Source organism: Streptomyces sp. NPDC002888, from assembly GCF_042888465.1.
Classification (GTDB): domain Bacteria; phylum Actinomycetota; class Actinomycetes; order Streptomycetales; family Streptomycetaceae; genus Streptomyces.
On sequence record NZ_JBIAPU010000021.1, the window covers coordinates 1 to 17,076 of the forward strand.

14 protein-coding genes are annotated in these 17,076 nt (G+C 70.1%); 8 read left to right on the forward strand and 6 right to left on the reverse strand.

All coding sequences use genetic code 11. The annotated features are described in order from the left end of the window. Window positions 1-149 precede the first annotated feature (149 nt). Window positions 150-695: a hypothetical protein gene (locus ACFYWX_RS30525; RefSeq protein WP_389427529.1), complete on the forward strand. Its 546-nt coding sequence runs from the start codon at window positions 150-152 to the stop codon at window positions 693-695. Between the two features lie 174 nt (window positions 696-869). After that, window positions 870-1,610, forward strand: coding sequence for a DUF1775 domain-containing protein (locus ACFYWX_RS30530; RefSeq protein WP_389427531.1), 741 nt, complete (start codon window positions 870-872; stop codon window positions 1,608-1,610). Window positions 1,611-1,652: 42 nt separating this feature from the next. On the opposite strand, the gene ACFYWX_RS30535 is transcribed toward ACFYWX_RS30530, so the two are convergent. Continuing rightward, complete coding sequence (locus tag ACFYWX_RS30535; RefSeq protein WP_389427533.1) at window positions 1,653-2,321, reverse strand: YceI family protein; 669 nt, start codon at window positions 2,319-2,321, stop codon at window positions 1,653-1,655. Window positions 2,322-2,594: 273 nt separating this feature from the next. On the opposite strand from ACFYWX_RS30535, the gene ACFYWX_RS30540 reads away from it, so the two are divergent. Further along, entirely contained in the window at window positions 2,595-3,047 is a 453-nt protein-coding gene (locus ACFYWX_RS30540) for a hypothetical protein (protein ID WP_389427535.1), read from the forward strand. 54 nt (window positions 3,048-3,101) lie between these two features. Here the strand turns inward: ACFYWX_RS30540 and ACFYWX_RS30545 are convergent, their stop codons facing one another. Both ACFYWX_RS30545 and ACFYWX_RS30550 read right to left on the reverse strand, forming a co-directional pair. After that, window positions 3,102-5,420 (reverse strand): N-acetylmuramoyl-L-alanine amidase, encoded by a 2,319-nt coding sequence (locus tag ACFYWX_RS30545; RefSeq protein ID WP_389427806.1) that lies wholly within the window; start codon window positions 5,418-5,420, stop codon window positions 3,102-3,104. Between the two features lie 264 nt (window positions 5,421-5,684). Then, window positions 5,685-5,861, reverse strand: a complete 177-nt coding sequence (locus tag ACFYWX_RS30550; RefSeq protein WP_389427537.1) for a hypothetical protein — start codon at window positions 5,859-5,861, stop codon at window positions 5,685-5,687. Window positions 5,862-6,278: 417 nt separating this feature from the next. On the opposite strand from ACFYWX_RS30550, the gene ACFYWX_RS30555 reads away from it, so the two are divergent. After that, a complete protein-coding gene (locus ACFYWX_RS30555; protein ID WP_389427538.1) occupies window positions 6,279-6,476 on the forward strand; it encodes a hypothetical protein in 198 nt (65 codons plus the stop codon). Window positions 6,477-6,700: 224 nt separating this feature from the next. On the opposite strand, the gene ACFYWX_RS30560 is transcribed toward ACFYWX_RS30555, so the two are convergent. After that, complete coding sequence (locus ACFYWX_RS30560) at window positions 6,701-7,828, reverse strand: acyltransferase family protein (RefSeq protein WP_389427539.1); 1,128 nt, start codon at window positions 7,826-7,828, stop codon at window positions 6,701-6,703. Between the two features lie 141 nt (window positions 7,829-7,969). On the opposite strand from ACFYWX_RS30560, the gene ACFYWX_RS30565 reads away from it, so the two are divergent. From ACFYWX_RS30565 to ACFYWX_RS30580, 4 genes are all read left to right on the forward strand, one after another. After that, window positions 7,970-8,728, forward strand: a complete 759-nt coding sequence (locus tag ACFYWX_RS30565) for an IclR family transcriptional regulator (RefSeq protein ID WP_389427540.1) — start codon at window positions 7,970-7,972, stop codon at window positions 8,726-8,728. A 98-nt stretch (window positions 8,729-8,826) separates the two neighbouring features. Next, window positions 8,827-10,011: a PP2C family protein-serine/threonine phosphatase gene (locus ACFYWX_RS30570; protein WP_389427541.1), complete on the forward strand. Its 1,185-nt coding sequence runs from the start codon at window positions 8,827-8,829 to the stop codon at window positions 10,009-10,011. Between the two features lie 25 nt (window positions 10,012-10,036). Beyond that, entirely contained in the window at window positions 10,037-10,837 is an 801-nt protein-coding gene (locus ACFYWX_RS30575; protein ID WP_389427542.1) for a hypothetical protein, read from the forward strand. Beyond that, window positions 10,834-12,201, forward strand: a complete 1,368-nt coding sequence (locus ACFYWX_RS30580; RefSeq protein WP_389427544.1) for an alpha/beta hydrolase — start codon at window positions 10,834-10,836, stop codon at window positions 12,199-12,201. Before ACFYWX_RS30575 ends, ACFYWX_RS30580 begins: the two co-directional genes overlap by 4 nt. Window positions 12,202-12,256: 55 nt before the next feature. Here the strand turns inward: ACFYWX_RS30580 and ACFYWX_RS30585 are convergent, their stop codons facing one another. Both ACFYWX_RS30585 and ACFYWX_RS30590 read right to left on the reverse strand, forming a co-directional pair. Then, window positions 12,257-13,753, reverse strand: a complete 1,497-nt coding sequence (locus ACFYWX_RS30585; protein WP_389427546.1) for a family 43 glycosylhydrolase — start codon at window positions 13,751-13,753, stop codon at window positions 12,257-12,259. Beyond that, window positions 13,750-17,040, reverse strand: a complete 3,291-nt coding sequence (locus ACFYWX_RS30590) for a discoidin domain-containing protein (RefSeq protein WP_389427548.1) — start codon at window positions 17,038-17,040, stop codon at window positions 13,750-13,752. The genes ACFYWX_RS30585 and ACFYWX_RS30590 overlap by 4 nt, the downstream gene beginning before the upstream one ends. Window positions 17,041-17,076: the final 36 nt, after the last annotated feature.

The window sequence follows — 17,076 nt, forward strand, 5'->3', positions numbered from 1 at the left end:
CGGCGGCCCCCGCCCGCCCCCCCCCGCCCCCCGCCCCCCCCCCGCGCCCGCCCCCCCGCCCCCCCCCGGCCCCCCCCCCCCGCGCCCCCCCCGCCCCCCCCCCCCCCCCCCCCCCCCCCCCCCACGTCCGCACACACGACTGGAGCCACATGCGCGCACGGCACACTCTCGCCGTCGTCCTCACCCTCGCGGCCCTGACCGCCGGCTGCACGGAGCAGACGCGCGAGCCGAAGGAGGCGCAGGACGGGGGCACCCCGTCCGTGTCGCAGCCCTCCACCTGGGAGGGGAAGGCGGACGAGGAAGACGCGATGGAGCGCGCCACGCGCGCGCTGAACGCCGTCGAACCCGAGGGGGCCTCCCGAGAGGACTCGGGCATGGCCGCTCTGGCGCAAGGGCTGGACAGGACGTTCAAGGCGAAGGGCGACAGGCCCTACACCTTCGACATCGCCTGTCAGGCCGCGGCGCCGCACACCCTCGCGCTCACCCTCACGCGGGGTGACGCGGAGAGCGAGTGGGACGTGGAGTGCGGCGACCGTGAGGCCGACCAGTTCAACATCCCCGCCGGTGCCCCCTTCACCGCCACGATCGCACCGGCGAAGCGGGACACCGACGGTCTCGTCCTCTGGCGACTCAACACCGTCGCCCCCGAGGACGTGCAGGACTGCGAGGACGACATCACGGAGTGCGGGGGCTGAGGGCCGGGCGGTGGTCCGGCGCGGGATCGTCGGCAATACCTGTGACGCGGATCACCTGGCCGCATCGGGAACTTTCCTTCCCGGCGTTCCGACTTCCTGAGCGAACCGCAGCTGTTCTCCCGGGCCGCTGTCGAGCGACCCGGGGTCTGGCCCCGTACCCCTCAGGAGTCCGAAGTGTCCCGCACCAACCTGGCGCACGCGGCAAGCCGCCTCGGCGTCCTCACGGCGGTCGCGCTCGCCGCCGCCGTCGCGACCGCCGGACCGGCCTCCGCCCATACGGAGGTCGAGGCCGAAGGCGCCCGCGCCCTCGCCCAGAACGTCGCGCTGACCTTCACCGCCGAGTCGGAGTCCGCTTCCGCCGGCATCACGAAGCTGGAGGTGATCCTGCCCGAGGGCATCACCCCGGGCGACATCACCTACAAGGAGGGCCCCAAGGGGTGGAAGCTCGCCCCCACCGACCGGGGCTACACCGTCTCGGGGGCGAAGCTCGCCGTGGGGGAGGACGCCGAGTACGTCGTCACCGTACGGCAGTTGCCCGACGCCAAGTCACTGGTCTTCAAGACCCTCCAGAGCTACAGCGACGGAGAGGTCGACCGCTGGATCGAACTGGACGACAGCGGCGGCGACGACGACGGCCACGGCCACCCCGCCCCGCGCCTCGCGCTGAAGGCCGCCGCCCCCGGGGCCAAGGTGGTCAGTCCCACCCCCACCGCCACGGCCTCCGCCGAGCCGACGCCGACGCCGACGCCGACGGGCGAGTCACCGACCCCGGAGACCTCGGCGAAGGCGGCGGACAGCACCGAGGACGACGACGGCATGTCCCCCGCCGTCCCCGTCGGTATCGCCGTCGGCGTACTCGCCCTGGGCGGCCTGGCCTGGTGGCTCAGGAGCCGCCGGTCCCCGAGCGGCTCCTGATGGCTGGTGGGGCGGGCGTCACCGGGGCCTGCCCCACCTCGGTCAGAGTGCGCTCTGCGCGGGATCGGCGCGGATCGCGGCGATGTCGAACTGGAGGCGCACCTTCTCACTCACCATGGCGCCGCCCTCGGCCAGCCGGGCGTTGTACGTCAGGCCCCACTCGGAACGGTTGATGGTGGTGGTGCCGTCGAAGCCGACCCGTTCGTAGCCGAACGGGTCGGTGACCTGTCCTATGTAGGTGAGCTCCAGGACGACGGGACGGGTCCGGTCCTTGATGGTGAGGTCGCCCGTCATGCGGTACACCTCGGGGCTCGCGAGCTGCACCGCGGTACTGCTGAACCGCATCCGCGGATAGGACGCGGCGTCCAGGAAGTCACGGTGGACCAGATGGGCGTCGCGTTGTTCCACACCGGTGTCGACGCTGGCGGTGGACAGCACGATCTCGGCCCGCGAGCGCGCGGGGTCGAGGCCGTCGAAGTGGAGACGGCTCTCGTATTCCGTGAAAGCCCCACGCACGGTCGTCACCATGGCATGCCGGACGGAGAAGCCGATCCGGCTGTGGGCGGGGTCGATCATCCATGCTCCGGACAGCGCGGCAAGGGAGGGGTCGGGCCGGCCGGATGAGGCGAACGCCGAGGGATCGGCGGGGTGTTGTGGAGCGGCGGGGGGTGCCGAGCGGCGCAGGGACGCAGCGCGGGTGAACAAGTTCATGATTCACGTAATTACTGCATGACCGATATTGCTGCAAGGTTGCTTGAAGCGTCACGGAGGGCCGAATCGGCATTCAGAGGCTTATACGCCGTCAATTCGCGGCCGACGACTACACGATCCGCACATGCTCGCCATGGAATCCCCCACGGGCCATTCCACCGCGATGCCCCAGCGAGTTCGAATACGTCTGAGCAGGCGCGGGCGTTCACCCGTATCTCCTGTCGTACACCTGGCCGCCGACGCGGGCAGGAACGCCCGGATACGGAGAGGCACGTGTTCAAGCAACTGGCGCGCGGCGTCGCCCTGACAGCGAGTCTGGCCCTTCTTCCCCTGGCCACGGCCTGCAGCGGAAGCAATGACGACGCGTCGGCGGACAGTGAGCCGACGGAGGTGTCCGCCGCCCCCGCGGCCGGTGTGGTGGCCCCGGCGAAGGTGGAGGTGATCGCCGGACTCATCGGCTGCACGGCCAAGATCCGCATCGATGCGGACGAGTTGCGGGAGGGCGTGTGCCACGCGAAGAAGGCCGACTACATCATCACGACCTTCCCCGAGGAGAAGTACAAGGACACCTGGCTGGACAGCGCCAGCATCTACGGGGGCACCTATCTCGTCGGCACGCGCTGGGTCGTCGCCGCGAAACCGGAGCAGCTGGGCGGGCTCCGGTCCAAGCTCGGCGGGACCGTTCAGCAACTGGGAGGCGTGAACCCGGCGCCGAGCGCGTCGTGACGGCCACCGCCTGCCGTGCGGACGGGCATTCCGCCCGCACGGCGTGCTCTTTGCCTACTTGATGTAGACGAGGCCGTCGGTGGTGATGGTCGGGCGGCCACTCGTGCCGACCACGACGATCTTGACGGTGTGCTTGGCGCTGCCGGACCAGGTCCTGGTCCAGATCGCCTGCCGGTACAGGGTCGTGGCGGACTTCAGGTCGACCGTGCTGACCTTGACGCCGTCGACGTACACGTACGCCTGCCCTGAGGTGGAGGCCCGGGAGACCACCCAGGCCGCGGAGCGACCGGTGAACGTCCAGGTGAGAGCGGCGCCCTTCGAACCGCTGGAGTAGGACGCGCCGCCGAGGTAGCTGGACGAGGAACGGCTGCTCCAGCTGCCCGCCTTGGTCGCCGAGGTCTCCTGAAGGATCACCGGCGTGTAGGAGGGGGAGGACGTGCGGTAGTTGCCCGCGTAGTCGTAGGCCCGCATCGACCAGGTCGTGGCGGTGCCGGACTTGGCGGTGCGGCTGGAGCTGGTGGTGGTCGGGCCGAAGGTGGCGGTGGTGGGCGCCAGCAGCCGCACGTCGCTCAGGGCCTTGTCGTCGGTGGCCTTCCAGCCGAGCGTGACCGGGACGGCGCTGGTGTTGACGGTGCCGGTGCGCAGGGAGAGTATCGGCGCCGTGGTGAAGGTGGGTGCGGTCGTCTCCGCCACGACGTTCAGCGCGGCCGTGGTCGTCGTCCTGCCGGACTGGTGCACGGCCCGTACGGCGACGGTGTGGCCGCCCAGCGCCAGGGTCGTGCCGACGGAGGTGGCCGTGCCGGAGGCGGTGGCGACGGTCTTGCCGTCGACCAGCAGCTGGAAGCCGGAGATGAGCGAGGCCGGCGTCGTGGTCGTCCAGTGGAGCGTGACGGCGCCCTTGGTGTAGTACGTCGAGCCGGAGAGGGCCGCGCCGGCGACCGAGGTGACCTTCAGGCCCTGCACAGGCCCGGCCGCCCAGGCGCGGATGGTCGGCAGCTGGGCGTAGAGGGAGCTGCCGGGGCACTCGGTGTTGAAGCCGTCACGGTGTCCGGAGATCCGCTGGAAGGTGTACTTGCCGCCCGCGGTGAAAGCGGTGCCGAAGTAGTTCGTCTGTGTGGCGCCCGCGGTGAGCTGGACCGTCCCGGCGGGGTCGCCGCCGTACTGGCCGAGCTTCCAGGCCGCGATGCGGGCGACGGAGGCCAGGGCGGCGTTGGAGGCACCGGTGGAGGTGTAGTCACCGAGTACCGCGATGCCCGTCGACTCGCGGTTCCAGCCGTAGGTGTGGGCGCCGAGCACCGGCAGGTCGACGCCGCCCTTGCGGCCCTCGAAGATGGTGCCGCACTTGTCGACCAGGAAGTTGTAGCCGATGTCGTTCCAGCCGTTGACCTGCACGTGGTACGCGTAGATGCCCCGCACGATCGACGCGGAGGTGGCGCAGGATTCGTCGTTGCTTCCGTCGGTGTGGTGGACGAACACGGCCTTGACGTCCGCGTTGTACTCCGACGGGTCGGGGCTCAGTGACTCGTCGGCGCCCCAGCCCGCGCGCGAGGTGATCGGCGGTTCGGGCACGGTGGACGGCGGTGCGGTCGGCGTGGTGGGTGAGGGGCTCGCGGACGTGCTCGTCGAGGGGGACGCGGAGGCCGAGTCGGTGGGGGTGGCCGTCGGTGAGATGTCGCTCGGGGTGGGGGAGGCGGAGGAGGTGGTCTCGGCGTCGGTCGCGGTGGCCGTGGGGCTGTCCGTCGGGGTGGCGGTGCCGTTGTCCGTCGGCGTGGCCGTGGTGCCGTCGGTCGGACCGGCGGAGTCGGAGGGTGCGGCGGTCGTGGTGCCGGGGCTCTCGTCGGCGACGTACGCGGCCGGCTCGGTGCCGTCGGCGCCCGCCTCGGCCTCGGCGTCGGTCACCACGCCCGGGTCGACGAGATTGACCTCCAGGCCCTTCGGCAACGGACCGGCGGTGCCGTTCTTGCGGACGACCTGCACCTGGACGCCGTCGGAGGAGCCGACCCACAGCGGCTCGGACGCGCCGCGCACACCGGGGCCCGGGTCGTCCAGCGGGTCGACGTCCAGCTCCAGGTCCTGCCAGGCGCTCCAGTCGCCGGTCGCACGGCTGCGGGTGCGCACCTGCGCCGTACCGTCCAGCTTCTTGGTGGCGCCCGTCCAGGAGACGCCGAGCAGCGAGAACTGCTCGGTGTCCGTACGTGGCAGTTCCCGCCTGTCGCCCCCGGTGCCCTTCAGCGCGACGGCGTGGACCTTCACCGGCCGCTTGGCCCGGCCTCCGGCACCCGGGTCGCCCGAGGGGGAGGCCACGGCGTACGTCACCACACCCCCGCCGCCCAGGATCACCGCGCCGAGCGTGAACCACGCCCGTCGCTTCAGGCCCAGCGGTCTGTACGCGCGCGACGCACGACGACTCACGACGAATCCACCCCCACAGAAGGCCGGCCAGTCCGATCAGTCCGACCAGGCCGACAGACGAATGCACAGGAGGCACACCCGTTACAAGATGGCCCGAGCTGTCCAGCGCACTCCGACCGACGAACATCACGGGGAAGGGCTTGCTGTGACTCAGGTCACTGCATAAGCGCCGCCGAGGTGCGGCCGAGCTGCTGCTCGGGGAGGGGGTGACGAAGAAGGTGGGGCTTACGCGTCCGGTGTCGTCACGCGCGGCTGAAGCCCGTGATGTCCCCGCAGCGCCTGCGCCGCCTGGAGCAGCATCTGTTCGGCCACCTCACGCACTTCTGACACGACGTCGCCTTGCTCGCGCACCAGACTGTCGTAGATGGGCAGACGGTCGATTCCGCTCGTCTGGGGTGTCATGGGGCTGATCCTTCGTTGTGAGTCCGCGACATGAGGCGCCGCCACGTTACACGCCCCCAGAACGTCCGGGATTTCGGGCACATATGGAATATCCAGCAAACCTGCACACCGTTCACGGGCAGGGCGCGCGGAACTCGAACAGTGTTCATGACGGGGCGATTTGGAAGGCGGCGACAACAGCCGGGCGTGCAATGGCGTGGCGGGCCGTGTGAAGGAGTCGGTGTGTTCGGTCATCGCGCTGTCACACCGGTGAAGTCGGCCTTTGCGATACATGCCGGTCCAGCGCCGGGCGGCTGGCCGTCCCTTCGTCAGCATGCTTTGATCCAGCGCGTGGCTCACGTCGCCGGGACGATTCCCGTGCGGGAATCTGGCGAACTCTGCCATTCAGAAGTGCTTATCCGAAGGGAACCGCTCGCCATGAACTTTGCCCCTCAGGTCGAGACAGCCGAGATGTCCGACGCCGCCCTTGACGCCGTCTCCGGCGGCCTTGTTGCCGGTGGCGCCGGTGGCCTGAACCTCGAGACGCCGCTCGGCGACGTCTGCGCCGACCTCCTGGCGGTCGGCTCGACCGACGGGCTCGTGGCGGGCGGCAGCATCCACGCTGCCGCCGGCTGACGACGGCCTGCTTCTGCCCCACGGGCCCCGGATCGTGTGATCCGGGGCCCGTCGGTTTGATCGCCACGTCTGAAAACTGCTGCAGCTTGGCGCATGTTGGTCACTTGACCAGCTGCTTTTGCCTGTCCTTTACTCGTACTTGGGTCTTGGCCCAGGTCATCGCCCGATCGCCGGGCCGTCTCGCGCGCGCCCCCGCTCGAGGCGGCCCGGTCGTGTCCCGGCACTCACGGTTCGGCCGACGCCGCGCGAGCCGGTTCGGCCGGGGGGCGTCGGAACGCCCGGTCGAGCCTCGGCTCCACCGCGAAGCGGAGGGCTCGCCGGACCGGCGGTGTGCACAGTGCGGTCACGACTGCGGCCGCGACGAGCGTCACGGTGATCTCGCCGAGCGGGCCGTGGATCCAGGCGGGCCCGTACCAGTGCCAGCGGTTGGCGCTGACGGCGACGAAGCCGTGCAGCAGGTACCCGTAGAGCGTGCCGGCCCCCAGCACGGTGAACCACGTGTGGCGCCCGGGCACCCAGGCCAGGAAGCAGGCCACCAGAGTCAGGGAGAAGCCGAAGACGGCCAGCGTCATCATGGGCCCGTACCAGGCGGGCGCGCCCAGCTCCACGGCACTGTCGCGGTGGAAGAACCAGGCGTAGTCGAACCGCGGGACCGCCCAGTACGCCGCGGCGAGCGCACAAGCGAAGACCGGTACGGCCAGGACGCGCACCTCACGGCGGCGTACCAGCCGGAAGTGCTCCGGCCGCAGGCACAGGCCCAGGATGAAGTAGGGCAGGAACTGCAGCGTCCGCCGCAGGTCGAGGTCGCCGCCGATGGACGGCGACAGCGTCGCCAGCATCGCGATGCCGAGGGCGAACGGCAGCGGCCACCGCAGGCTCTGCCAGAGCGGGGTGGTCAGCCGCCAGATGAACAGCGCCGCCAGGAACCACGTCAGGTACAGGGGATCCAGCAGACTGACCTGGCGGTCCGGTACGTGCTCGGCCCACCGGGTGTAGAGGGAGTACGCCGTCTCGAACACGACGTACGGGACGACGACCCCGGTGACCAGACGCATGATCTTCCGCGGGCTCGCGTCGAAGCCGCGCGAGAAGTAGCCGGAGATGACGATGAACGCCGGCATGTGGAAGGCGTAGACGACGGTGTAGAGCGCGGTGACGCTGCGGCTGCCGGAACGCAGTGGCTCCCAGGCGTGCCCCATGGCCACCAGCACGATGGCCAGGTACTTGGCGTTGTCGAAGAACGCGTCACGCTGCTTGGGCCGCCCGGGCCCGGTGGTTGTTCTGCGCGTCGCCGCGTCGTCGACCGATAAATGTCCGGCGGGAGTCGCTGCTGGGGTGAGGCTGTCCGGCATCCCGGCCGCCTCACCACTTGCGGCGGACGTAAACACCACCGGGAGAGGGCGTTGCACAGCTCACAGACGCGGGGTGATGTCAGGGGTCCTCGCGACGGACCGCGCCTTGCCTGGGCCGGGCGGCCGGGGCACGCTGGTCGTATGGCTGGGCACGACGGGCCTACGCTGATCACCTCCGTGCAGCGGGCGTTCCGGCTGCTGGAGGCGGTGGGCGCGCACGAGAACGGCGCGCCGGCGAAACAGCTGGCGCGGGAGACGGGGCTGCCCCTGGCCACCGCGTACCACCTGCTGCGGACGCTGGTCCACGACGGATACGTGCGGAAGCTGGCCGACGGCGGGTTCGTCCTGGGGGACAAGATCCAGGCGCTGCACACCACGGGCCGTGGGCAGGCGCTGCTCAGCCGGGTCCGGCCCACGCTCGCCGCGCTGCGGGACGAGCTCGCCACCGCCGCCTACCTCACGTTCTACGAGGACGGCGAGATCCGGGTCGCCGAGATCGTCGACGGTCCCCGGGCGCCCCGCGTCGACCTGTGGGTGGGATTCGAGGATGCCGGGCACGCCACCGCGCTGGGCAAGTCCGTGCTGCGCGAGCTGGACGACGAGGCCCGCAAGGACTACCTCTCCCGGCACCAGCTCGCCGATCTCACTCCTCGGACGATCACCAGCCAACCGGAACTGATCCGGCGGCTCGACACCTCACCCGTGGCCCCGGCCGTCACGGACCTGGAGGAGTACTCCCTCGGTACGGTCTGCGTCGCCGTGCCCGTCTACAGCGGGGACACGCTCGGCTCGCTCGGTGTCTCGCTCCCGGCGGACCGGCTGGCCCGGCTGGAGGAGATCCGGGGGCGGCTGCTGCCGACCGCGAGCCGTGTGACCCGGGGCCTGTCGCTCACTATCTGAAATCCCGCTCCTTGTGACGACCCCGGCTGAACCCGTTTCCTGGGTGAAACGGACATTCCGGGTGAGTGCCCCCTACCGGTGAGGACAGCGGACGAGACATGAGTCAGGCCCGAGACCATGGTGGCGGCCCCTGGCCGATGCGACTGTTCCGTAATCGAGTGGCCCGTCCCGTGGCGTCGGCCCGCAGGCGCGCCGTCGCCCCGCTGTCCGTCGGCATGCCCGTCCTGCCCGTGTTGCCCGTACTGATCGTCTCCGTCGTCGTGCTGGTCGACCTCGTCGGCGGAGCGGGGCTGATCTGGCTGCCGCTGCTCGCGGCCGGCCCCGCGCTGGCCGCCACCACCAACGGGCCCCGCGGTGTCCTCTGCGTCGGTCTCCTCGCCTCGCTGCTGGGCGCGGCCCTCGGCATCCGGGACGGGGCTCCGGGCCGCGAGCTGGTGGCCGTCCTGTCCGCCCTGGTGGCCGTCACCCTGGCCAGTGGCCTGGCCGGCATGTTGCGCCGGCGCCGGGAACGCGTCCTCGCCGCCGTCCGCTCGGTCGCGGAGACCGCCCAGCACGCCCTGCTCAAGCCCGTGCCCGCGACCGTCGGACCGTTCCAGGTGGCCGTCCGCTACAGCGCCGCGGCGGCCGAGGCCCGGATCGGCGGGGATCTCTACGCGCTGATACCCACCCCGTACGGGGTGCGGCTGATCGTCGGCGATGTGCGCGGCAAGGGCCTGCCGGCCGTCGGGACCGCCGCGCTCGTGCTCGGTGTCTTCCGCGAGGCCGCCTACGACGAGCCCGACCTGCTCGCCGTCGTCGACCGCATCGAGCGGAGCCTGGCGCGCAACCTCGGGGGCGACGACTTCGTGACCGCCGTGGTCGCCGGGTATCCCCGCGACGGGCAGCTGGAGGTGGTCAACTGCGGCCACGCGCCTCCGCTGCTGGTCCGCGCGACCGGCACGGTCGAGGGGGTCGAGCCCACGCATCCGGCACCTCCCCTCGGGCTGCGCGCCCTCACGGACCAGACCCCCAGCCTCCAGGTGCTGCCCTTCGCCGACGGCGACCAGCTGCTGCTCTACACCGACGGGGTCATCGAGGCCCGCGACCGCGACCGCGCGTTCTATCCGCTCGTGGAAGGGCTGGCCCGCCATGTGTCCGACGAGCCGGCGCGCACCCTCACCGGTCTCCACGACGAGTTGCTGGCGCACGTGGGCGGGCGACTGCACGACGACGCGGCGCTGCTGCTGATCCGCAAGCCGACCGTCGCTGTGACCTCTGAGACTCAAGTCGCCTATGTTGCTTGAGCTTTCAATGTTGCAGACTGGCCCCATGACACGCATGAGGAAGCTCGCCGCCGCGTTAGCTGCGGCGGCCACGCTGCTTGCGATACCCCCCACCGCCTCTGCCGCCCCCGCCCCGCAGGGAACCTCGCACGGAGCCCCGCACGGAGCCTTCGTCCGGGAGAACTTCGACCGCCTGCCCCTCGGGCCCGTCACCGCGGGGCGCGGCTGGACCACCGACACCTCCAACGGTTCGCTGACCGTCGAACGCAGCACCACAGGCCACGGCCGCGAGCTGCGCCTGCACACGGAAGGCAACGGCCGCGCCTTCCTCGTCCTCTCCGACCTCGCCCCCGCCGGCAACAGTTTCTGGGCCCGGCTGCGGCTGCGCGTGGACCGGTTCCCCAAGGCCCCCGACTGGGCGCACTGGACCATCGCGGAGGCCTCCGGCTCCGGCACCCCCACGCTGGTACGTCCGCTGGGCGGCCAGTACGCTCCCACCGACCGGGGCAACTTCTGGGGCGTCGGCTCCGACCTGGGCCCCACGGGCGACTGGACCGCATGGAAGACCTCCGCCCCCGCCACGGCCGGGACATGGAGTTGCGTCGAGTTCCACCTCGACGCCACCGACAACCGCGTCACCGTCTATCTGAACGGCGCGGAGCAGTCCGACCTGACGGTCTCCACGAAGCAACACGGCGGCACGGCCGACGACTTCGTCTTCCCGCGCTTCGACAGGCTCAAGCTGGGATGGCAGCTGTACCAGGCCGACCCCACCCCCTCCTCGTACGACGTCCGCATGGACGACGTGGCGCTGAGCGGCAAGCGCGTGGGCGGGTGCGCCTCATGACGGGAGGGCCGTCCCGCAGAGCGGTGCTCGGCGGGATCGTCGGCGGGCTCGCCCTGACGTCCGCCGTGACCGGTCCGGCTTCCGGCGCCGGGCGACGGGACCCGGGGGCGGACCGCGAGCCGTACGTCCCGTTGGCCGTGGGCGCCGGGGGCGGCCCGGCCGGGACGGACCGGGTGCACGTGCTCAAGGTCGGCCCCGACACGGCGCACACGGTCCTGGTGCTGGTGCCCGGCATGTTCGGCGCCGCGAACGACTTCCGGCTGCTCGCCCGGGACCTCGTCCGGGCCGTGCCCGGAGTGCAGGTGTGGGCGTTCGACCGGCGCGAGGAGAACCTGGCCGACCGCGCCGGATTCACCACCGCCGACCCGGCCGCGTACTACCTCGACGGCCACTACCGCTCGCACGACCCCGCCGACTCCGCCTTCGCCGCGCGCTGGGGCCTCGCCCGCACCGTGGCGGACCTGCGCACGGTCGTGGACGCAGCCTCCCGCGGCGGCCGGCGCCGGGTGGTGCTCGGCGGCCACTCCTGGGGCGCCACCACCACGATGGCGTACGCCGCCTGGGACTTCGACGGCCACCCCGGACACCGGGACCTCGCGGGCCTCGTACTCGTCGACGGTGGCGTACGCGGGGCGTTCGACGGGACGGGGCAGCCGATACACAACGCACCGGAGGAGGTGCGGGAGCGGCTGGCGGCCATCGACGGGGGAGCGGTCTTCGACCTGACCCTCAGCGCCGTCGGGCTGGGCTCCCGGGCGGAGAGCACCCAGATCTGGTACCAACTCGCGGGCTGGTACGCGCACACCGACCCGCAGGGGCGCTCGGTCCTGCAGCCCCGCATGCCCGACGCGCTGCGACCGCCCGTCCCCGTCACCAACGCCGGACTGCTGGGCACCCTGGTGGACACCGGGTTCGGCTGGCCGAACGACATCAGCGTGCACTCGGGACACCTCGCCGACAGCGGTGACGTACGCGGGTGGATCGACACCGGCATCACACCCGTCAGCCGCGTCGCGACGGCGTACGCGGGCCCGGAACCGACCGTCTGGGAGTGGTACTGGCCGGCCCGGCTGTCGGTGGACCTCGACGTCACCGACCCCTACGCGGACACCGGCCTGGCCCGCTCGCTCGGTCTGCGGCTGTTCCACACCGCGGACCTGGACACCCCGCTCTACGCCTTCCAGACGAGCTACGCCAAGGGGACGATCGTGTCGGCGGCACGTGAGGTCGTCGCCAACTCCCGTATCCCGTACGGGACGTACGAGACGGACAACGGCATGAACCACCTCGACCCGCTGTTCGCCGCCCCGGCGCACAACACCCTGACCCGCACCCTCGCACCGTTCCTCGCAGGACTGAGGTAGGGCGACGCGCATCAGCGGGGCATCCCACAGGATGCCCCGCTGATGACGGGGTCGGCTACTCCCCCGACGGGGCGGGCAGCGTGACGCCCAGGGCCACCGGCGTACCGAAGTTCGGCGTGCCGTCGGCGTTCCAGGTGAACTTCTGCGCTCGGGTGGAACGGTTCATGTCACAGCCGCCGCTCGCGGAGTTGTTGGCGTGGTAGACCATCCAGTCCTCGGTGCCGTCGGGCGACTTGAAGAAGCCGTTGTGGCCGGGCCCGTACACACCGTTGGCGTTGGACCGCTGGAAGACCGGGTTCGGCGACTTGACCCACGAGGAGGAGTTGAGCGGGTCACCGCCGTTGTAGGTGAGCATGCCCAGCTTGTAGTCGGGCGTGGAGCAGTGGCTCGCGGAGTAGACGATGAACGTCTTGCCGTTCCGCTGAAGCACCTCGGCGCCCTCGTTGACCGCGCCGCCGACCGTCTCCCAACTGTAGGTCGGGGTGGACAGCACCCGCCGGGTGCCGCCGGCGGTCCACGGGTTGGACAGCGGCCGGATGAACATCGGCTGCGAGCCGTTGTAGAAGGTGCCGAGCAGGTAGAGCTGGCCGTTGAGCTGGAGGATGCCCGGGTCCAGCTCCCAGGTGTTGTCCTGGGTCGGGTCGAGCAGGTCGGCCTTGAAGGTGTAGGGCCCCATCGGGTCGAGGCCCGCGCTCTCGAGTACGTGGATGCGCTGGGTACCCAGGTCGTACGGCTCCCGCCCGGCCGTGTAGTAGAAGTACCACCGCTTCCCGTTCGGGCCGTCGAGCAGGTGGAACTCCGGGGCCCACATCGTGCCGGCCCCGTTGGGCCGGGTCAGGTTGAAGACCACCTGTTCGTTGGCCGTGGCGAGCCCCGCCAGGGTGGGGGACTTGCGCATGGTGACCGTCGAGTTCCACGTCGTGGTGGCGAGGTAGTAGTACCCGTTGTAGTACGTCAGCCAGGGGTCGGGCCCGCGCTGGGCGAGCGGGTTGGTGAAGGTCTTCGTGCCCGTACCGCCGCCCGTGAAGCCGGGCAGCCGCCACACCCTGCCGTTCGCGGAAGCGCACGGCAGCTGCACCAGGTTGGTGTTGGAGGCCGACGAACCGCCGCTGGGGGTGATGCACTTGCCGGAGCTGACGGAGACCAGGTTGAAGGTCTTGTCGGTGCCGCTCACCGACACCGGCGTGAGCCGCCACTGCTGGTTCGTTTCGCCGTGGCAGGGCCACTGGATGATCGCCGCGTTGTCCGCGGTGGACGCGCCGTAGACGTCGACGCACTGACCGGACTGGGTGGTGATCGTGTAGGTGTCGCTCGTCCCCGAGACGGGAGTGAAGCCGAGGTTCTGGTTCGCTCCGGAACCGCACGTGAACGCGCGCAGCTGCGTTCCGTTCGTCGACGAACTGTTCGGCAGGTCGAGGCAGTTGCCGCCGTTCTGGTTCACCCCGGTCGAGGTGAACGTGACGGCTGCGGCAGCGGGTGGAGGCGCGACCAGGAAGGCGACCACCATGGTGAGTACGCCTATGAGCGCGGACAGACATCTGGAACGGGTCACGGGCCGTACACCTTTGCTTCCAGGAGGCCGACGGAGTTGGTGCCGTTACTGGTGAGCTGTACACGTAGTCGCGTGGTGTTCGTCGCGGTGAACGTGACGGTGTTGTACTGGTTCTTGGCCAGGGGGTAGCCGCTCGCACCAGGAACGTCGACGTAGGCACTGCCGTTCCAGTACTGGATCTTCCACGAGGCGGGCATGTCGATGCCCTGGTCGTCGTCGAAGAAGTACACCTCGGCCTTGTCGACGGTCTTCGCCGACGGCCAGGTCAGCTCGGCCCACTGCTGCCCGGACTCCGGCCAGGTGCCCCAGCGAGGGTTCACGGTGTCGTTCGAAGAGGGCGGGTCGATCCCGTCGTTGACCGCGGTGACGCTCTCCCAGGAGGAGGTGTACGACGCGGACGCCGTCGCGGACGTCGCCAGGTTGGACGGTGGCTGGACGCCACCGCGGTTGAAGACCTTCACCTCGGTCAGGCCCGTCCTGGCCCCGGAGGCGTTGGTCGCCAGGACCCGGACACGTTGGGCATTGACCGCCGGGAACTGCACCAGGTTGTAGTTGGCCCGTGGCGTGGCCGGGCTCTTGGTCTGGCCGGGTACGTTCACCCAGGAACTGCCGTTGTAGTACTGGATGGTGTACGCGGACGGGGCCCGGTAGGTGGTGCTCGCCGGGCGGCTGTCCTTGAAGTACAGGCGCACCTCGTTGAGCGTGCGGGCGGTGCCGAGGTTCAGCTCGTACCAGTCCTGGCTGTTGGCCGAGCCGCCGGCGCCCCAGAACGGCTCGTTGGTGGGATACCCGTCGACCGCTCCCGCGGTGTTGCTGCCGGAGCCGGTGTGGGAGGCGGACACCGTCGCGCCCGAGGCGAGGTTGGTCAGGTCGGCGGTGAGGTCCACGCCCGCCTTGGCGAACATGTCGACCAGCCGGGGGCTGTCCTGCACGACCTGGTTGGGGGCCTTGAGACCGGGGACGGCCGTGTGGTGGGTGACCGTGCCGCTCGTGGTGACGTCGCCGGTGGCCGGGTCCCAGGTGAGGGGCACGAGCGAGTTGACGGTGGCGACCCGGTTGCCGTTGACGTAGATCGAGTAGCCCTCCGGGACGCCGGGATAGCGCACCACGCCGTCGGCCGGGTCGTCCCAGACGATGGACAGGTCGGCGCCCCGGTAGCGGAGGTTGTTGACGGTGAAGTGGTCCCAGCCGATGTTGATCGGGGAGAGCTCGACCTTCGCGTCGTTGCGCGGCCGCAGCCCGGCCACGTCCTCGATGACGGTCCAGTTGCTGCTGCCGAGGATGTTGTGGTGGATCCAGGAGCGGTAGTCGATCGAACTGCCGTTCCAGTCGGCCCAGAACTCGTTGGCGTCGGGCCACTGGGTGTTGCCGCCGACGTACTGCGCCCAGGTGTTCCAGTAGAGCAGCTTCTTGTAGTCGGTCGCGCTCATCCAGGAGTTGGGATAATTGCGCAGCACCGAGGAGTAGAGCCGGAACTGGACGGTGGAGTTGATGGTGGAGAAGTTGTTGGAGCCCGGGTTCCCGGCGTCGGCCGCCGCCTTCTTGTCGACCTGGTTGGCCGTGTAGAAGGGGAAGACGGGGTACTGGGCCGGGTCGTCGTACAGGCGCAGCGCCTGCTTGTAGGTCGCGGTGTTGGGGACGGCGCCGACCGAGAACGGGTAGTAGTTGTTGATCTCCTTCCAGGGCACCCACTCGTTGGTCGACTTCAGCCGGTGCTCGAACAGCTGCCGGTTCGGATTCCACAGCACGTTGACGATCGCGTCCTTGATCTGGTTCGCGAGCGTGCGCATCTCGGTGGCCTTGGCGGTGTTGCCGATCGCTTCGTAGGCCTGCGCGGCGGCGAGCGCGCCGCTGTACTGGTAGGCGGACTCGGCGCGGTCCATGTTGCCGGGCTTCCAGTGGAAGGAGACCGCGTCGGCGTCGTTGCCCGTCAGGGCGCCCCAGTCGTACTCGATCAGCTTGTTGTTGTCGTGGTCGTAGTAAGCGAGTTGGCCCTTGACGTCACCTTCGGCGTACTTCGCGAGGTTGCCGGCGATGGCCGGCTGGCCGCCGTGGATCTGGTAGCTCTTCCAGGCCGCCTCGGCGATGTACTGGGTGTAGCTGTTGGACCAGTTCTCCGGGTCACCCGGGTTGTCCAGGAAGCGGCCGCCCTTGGAGGTCTGGCCGACGCTGAGCCAGTCCCCGTAGGCGTAGGACGGGTTGCGCAGGTACTTGAGGTCGTCGATGTGCATGGGCTGGGTGAGCGCGATCGCGTTGTTGTAGCCCAGGACGCCCTCGGTCGAGGTCGGGAACTGGAAGGTCTGCCCGGGGATGTCGGCGTCGAGGTTGTTGAAGCGCATCAGCCACCAGCGGTAGTAGATGTTCTTCTTGATCGCGGCCTCGGGCACGTCGATGTAGGGCACGTTCTGCGCCCACCACAGGTTGTAGGCCTTGACGTGGGTGGCGAACGCGGTCGCGGGGGAGTAGCCCGCGTAGGCGTTGTACTCGGTGAGCGAGTCGGGGATCTCGTCGGTGACGAAGCCCATGACCACCTTGGTGGTCACCGTGGCTCCGGCCGCGATCGTCACGGAGCGGCCCAGCCCACCGCTGGAGACGGTGAAACCGTCGCCGGTGAGGCGGGGGCGGATGGTGGTGAGGTTGTTCTTGGCGTCGACCTGTCCGGTGAGCTCACTGCCGGTGCCCGTGGTGGCGTACGGGGAGGTCGCCCGCAACTGCAGTGTGGTGGAGCTCGAGCCGTTGTTCTTGATCGACAGGTTGGTCACCGCGACGTTGTTCTCGGTGACGAACTTCGTCTGGTTGACGGTGATCGAGCCGCTGGTGTGGACGCTCTTCCAGTGGCTGGGCGCCTGCCACCGCTGGGAGACCTGCTCCGTGAAGGTGCCCGGGCTGATCGCGACCGTGTAGGCGCTGTTGTCGTTGATGCTTTCCCAGTAGGCGACCTTGCCGCCGAACCCGAGCTTGGAGGGGTCGTGCTCCTTCATGAAGACGGCCCGCCCACGGCTCATCAGCCAGGGTCCTGCCGGGTCGTTGCCGGAGCGGGCCAGCAGGCGGTCCATCCAGAAGTCGGTGCCCGAACTCTCCGCGTCGTAGATGGCCTTCATCATGTCGCCCGTCGTGTGGGCGACGGGCGGTGCCGGGATCGCGGGTCCGCTGAAGGTGGGGAACCCGATGGTCTGCGCCGCCGCGGCCGGGGTCGCGGTGACGACGGAACAGACGCTGAGCACCAGCGCGACGAGGAGACACCTCGTGCGTCGGCGTCGTACCAGGAGGGCGTGCGGTCTTCTCATCGGGGCTCCCTGTCCAGTTGACAACAAGCGTTTGCT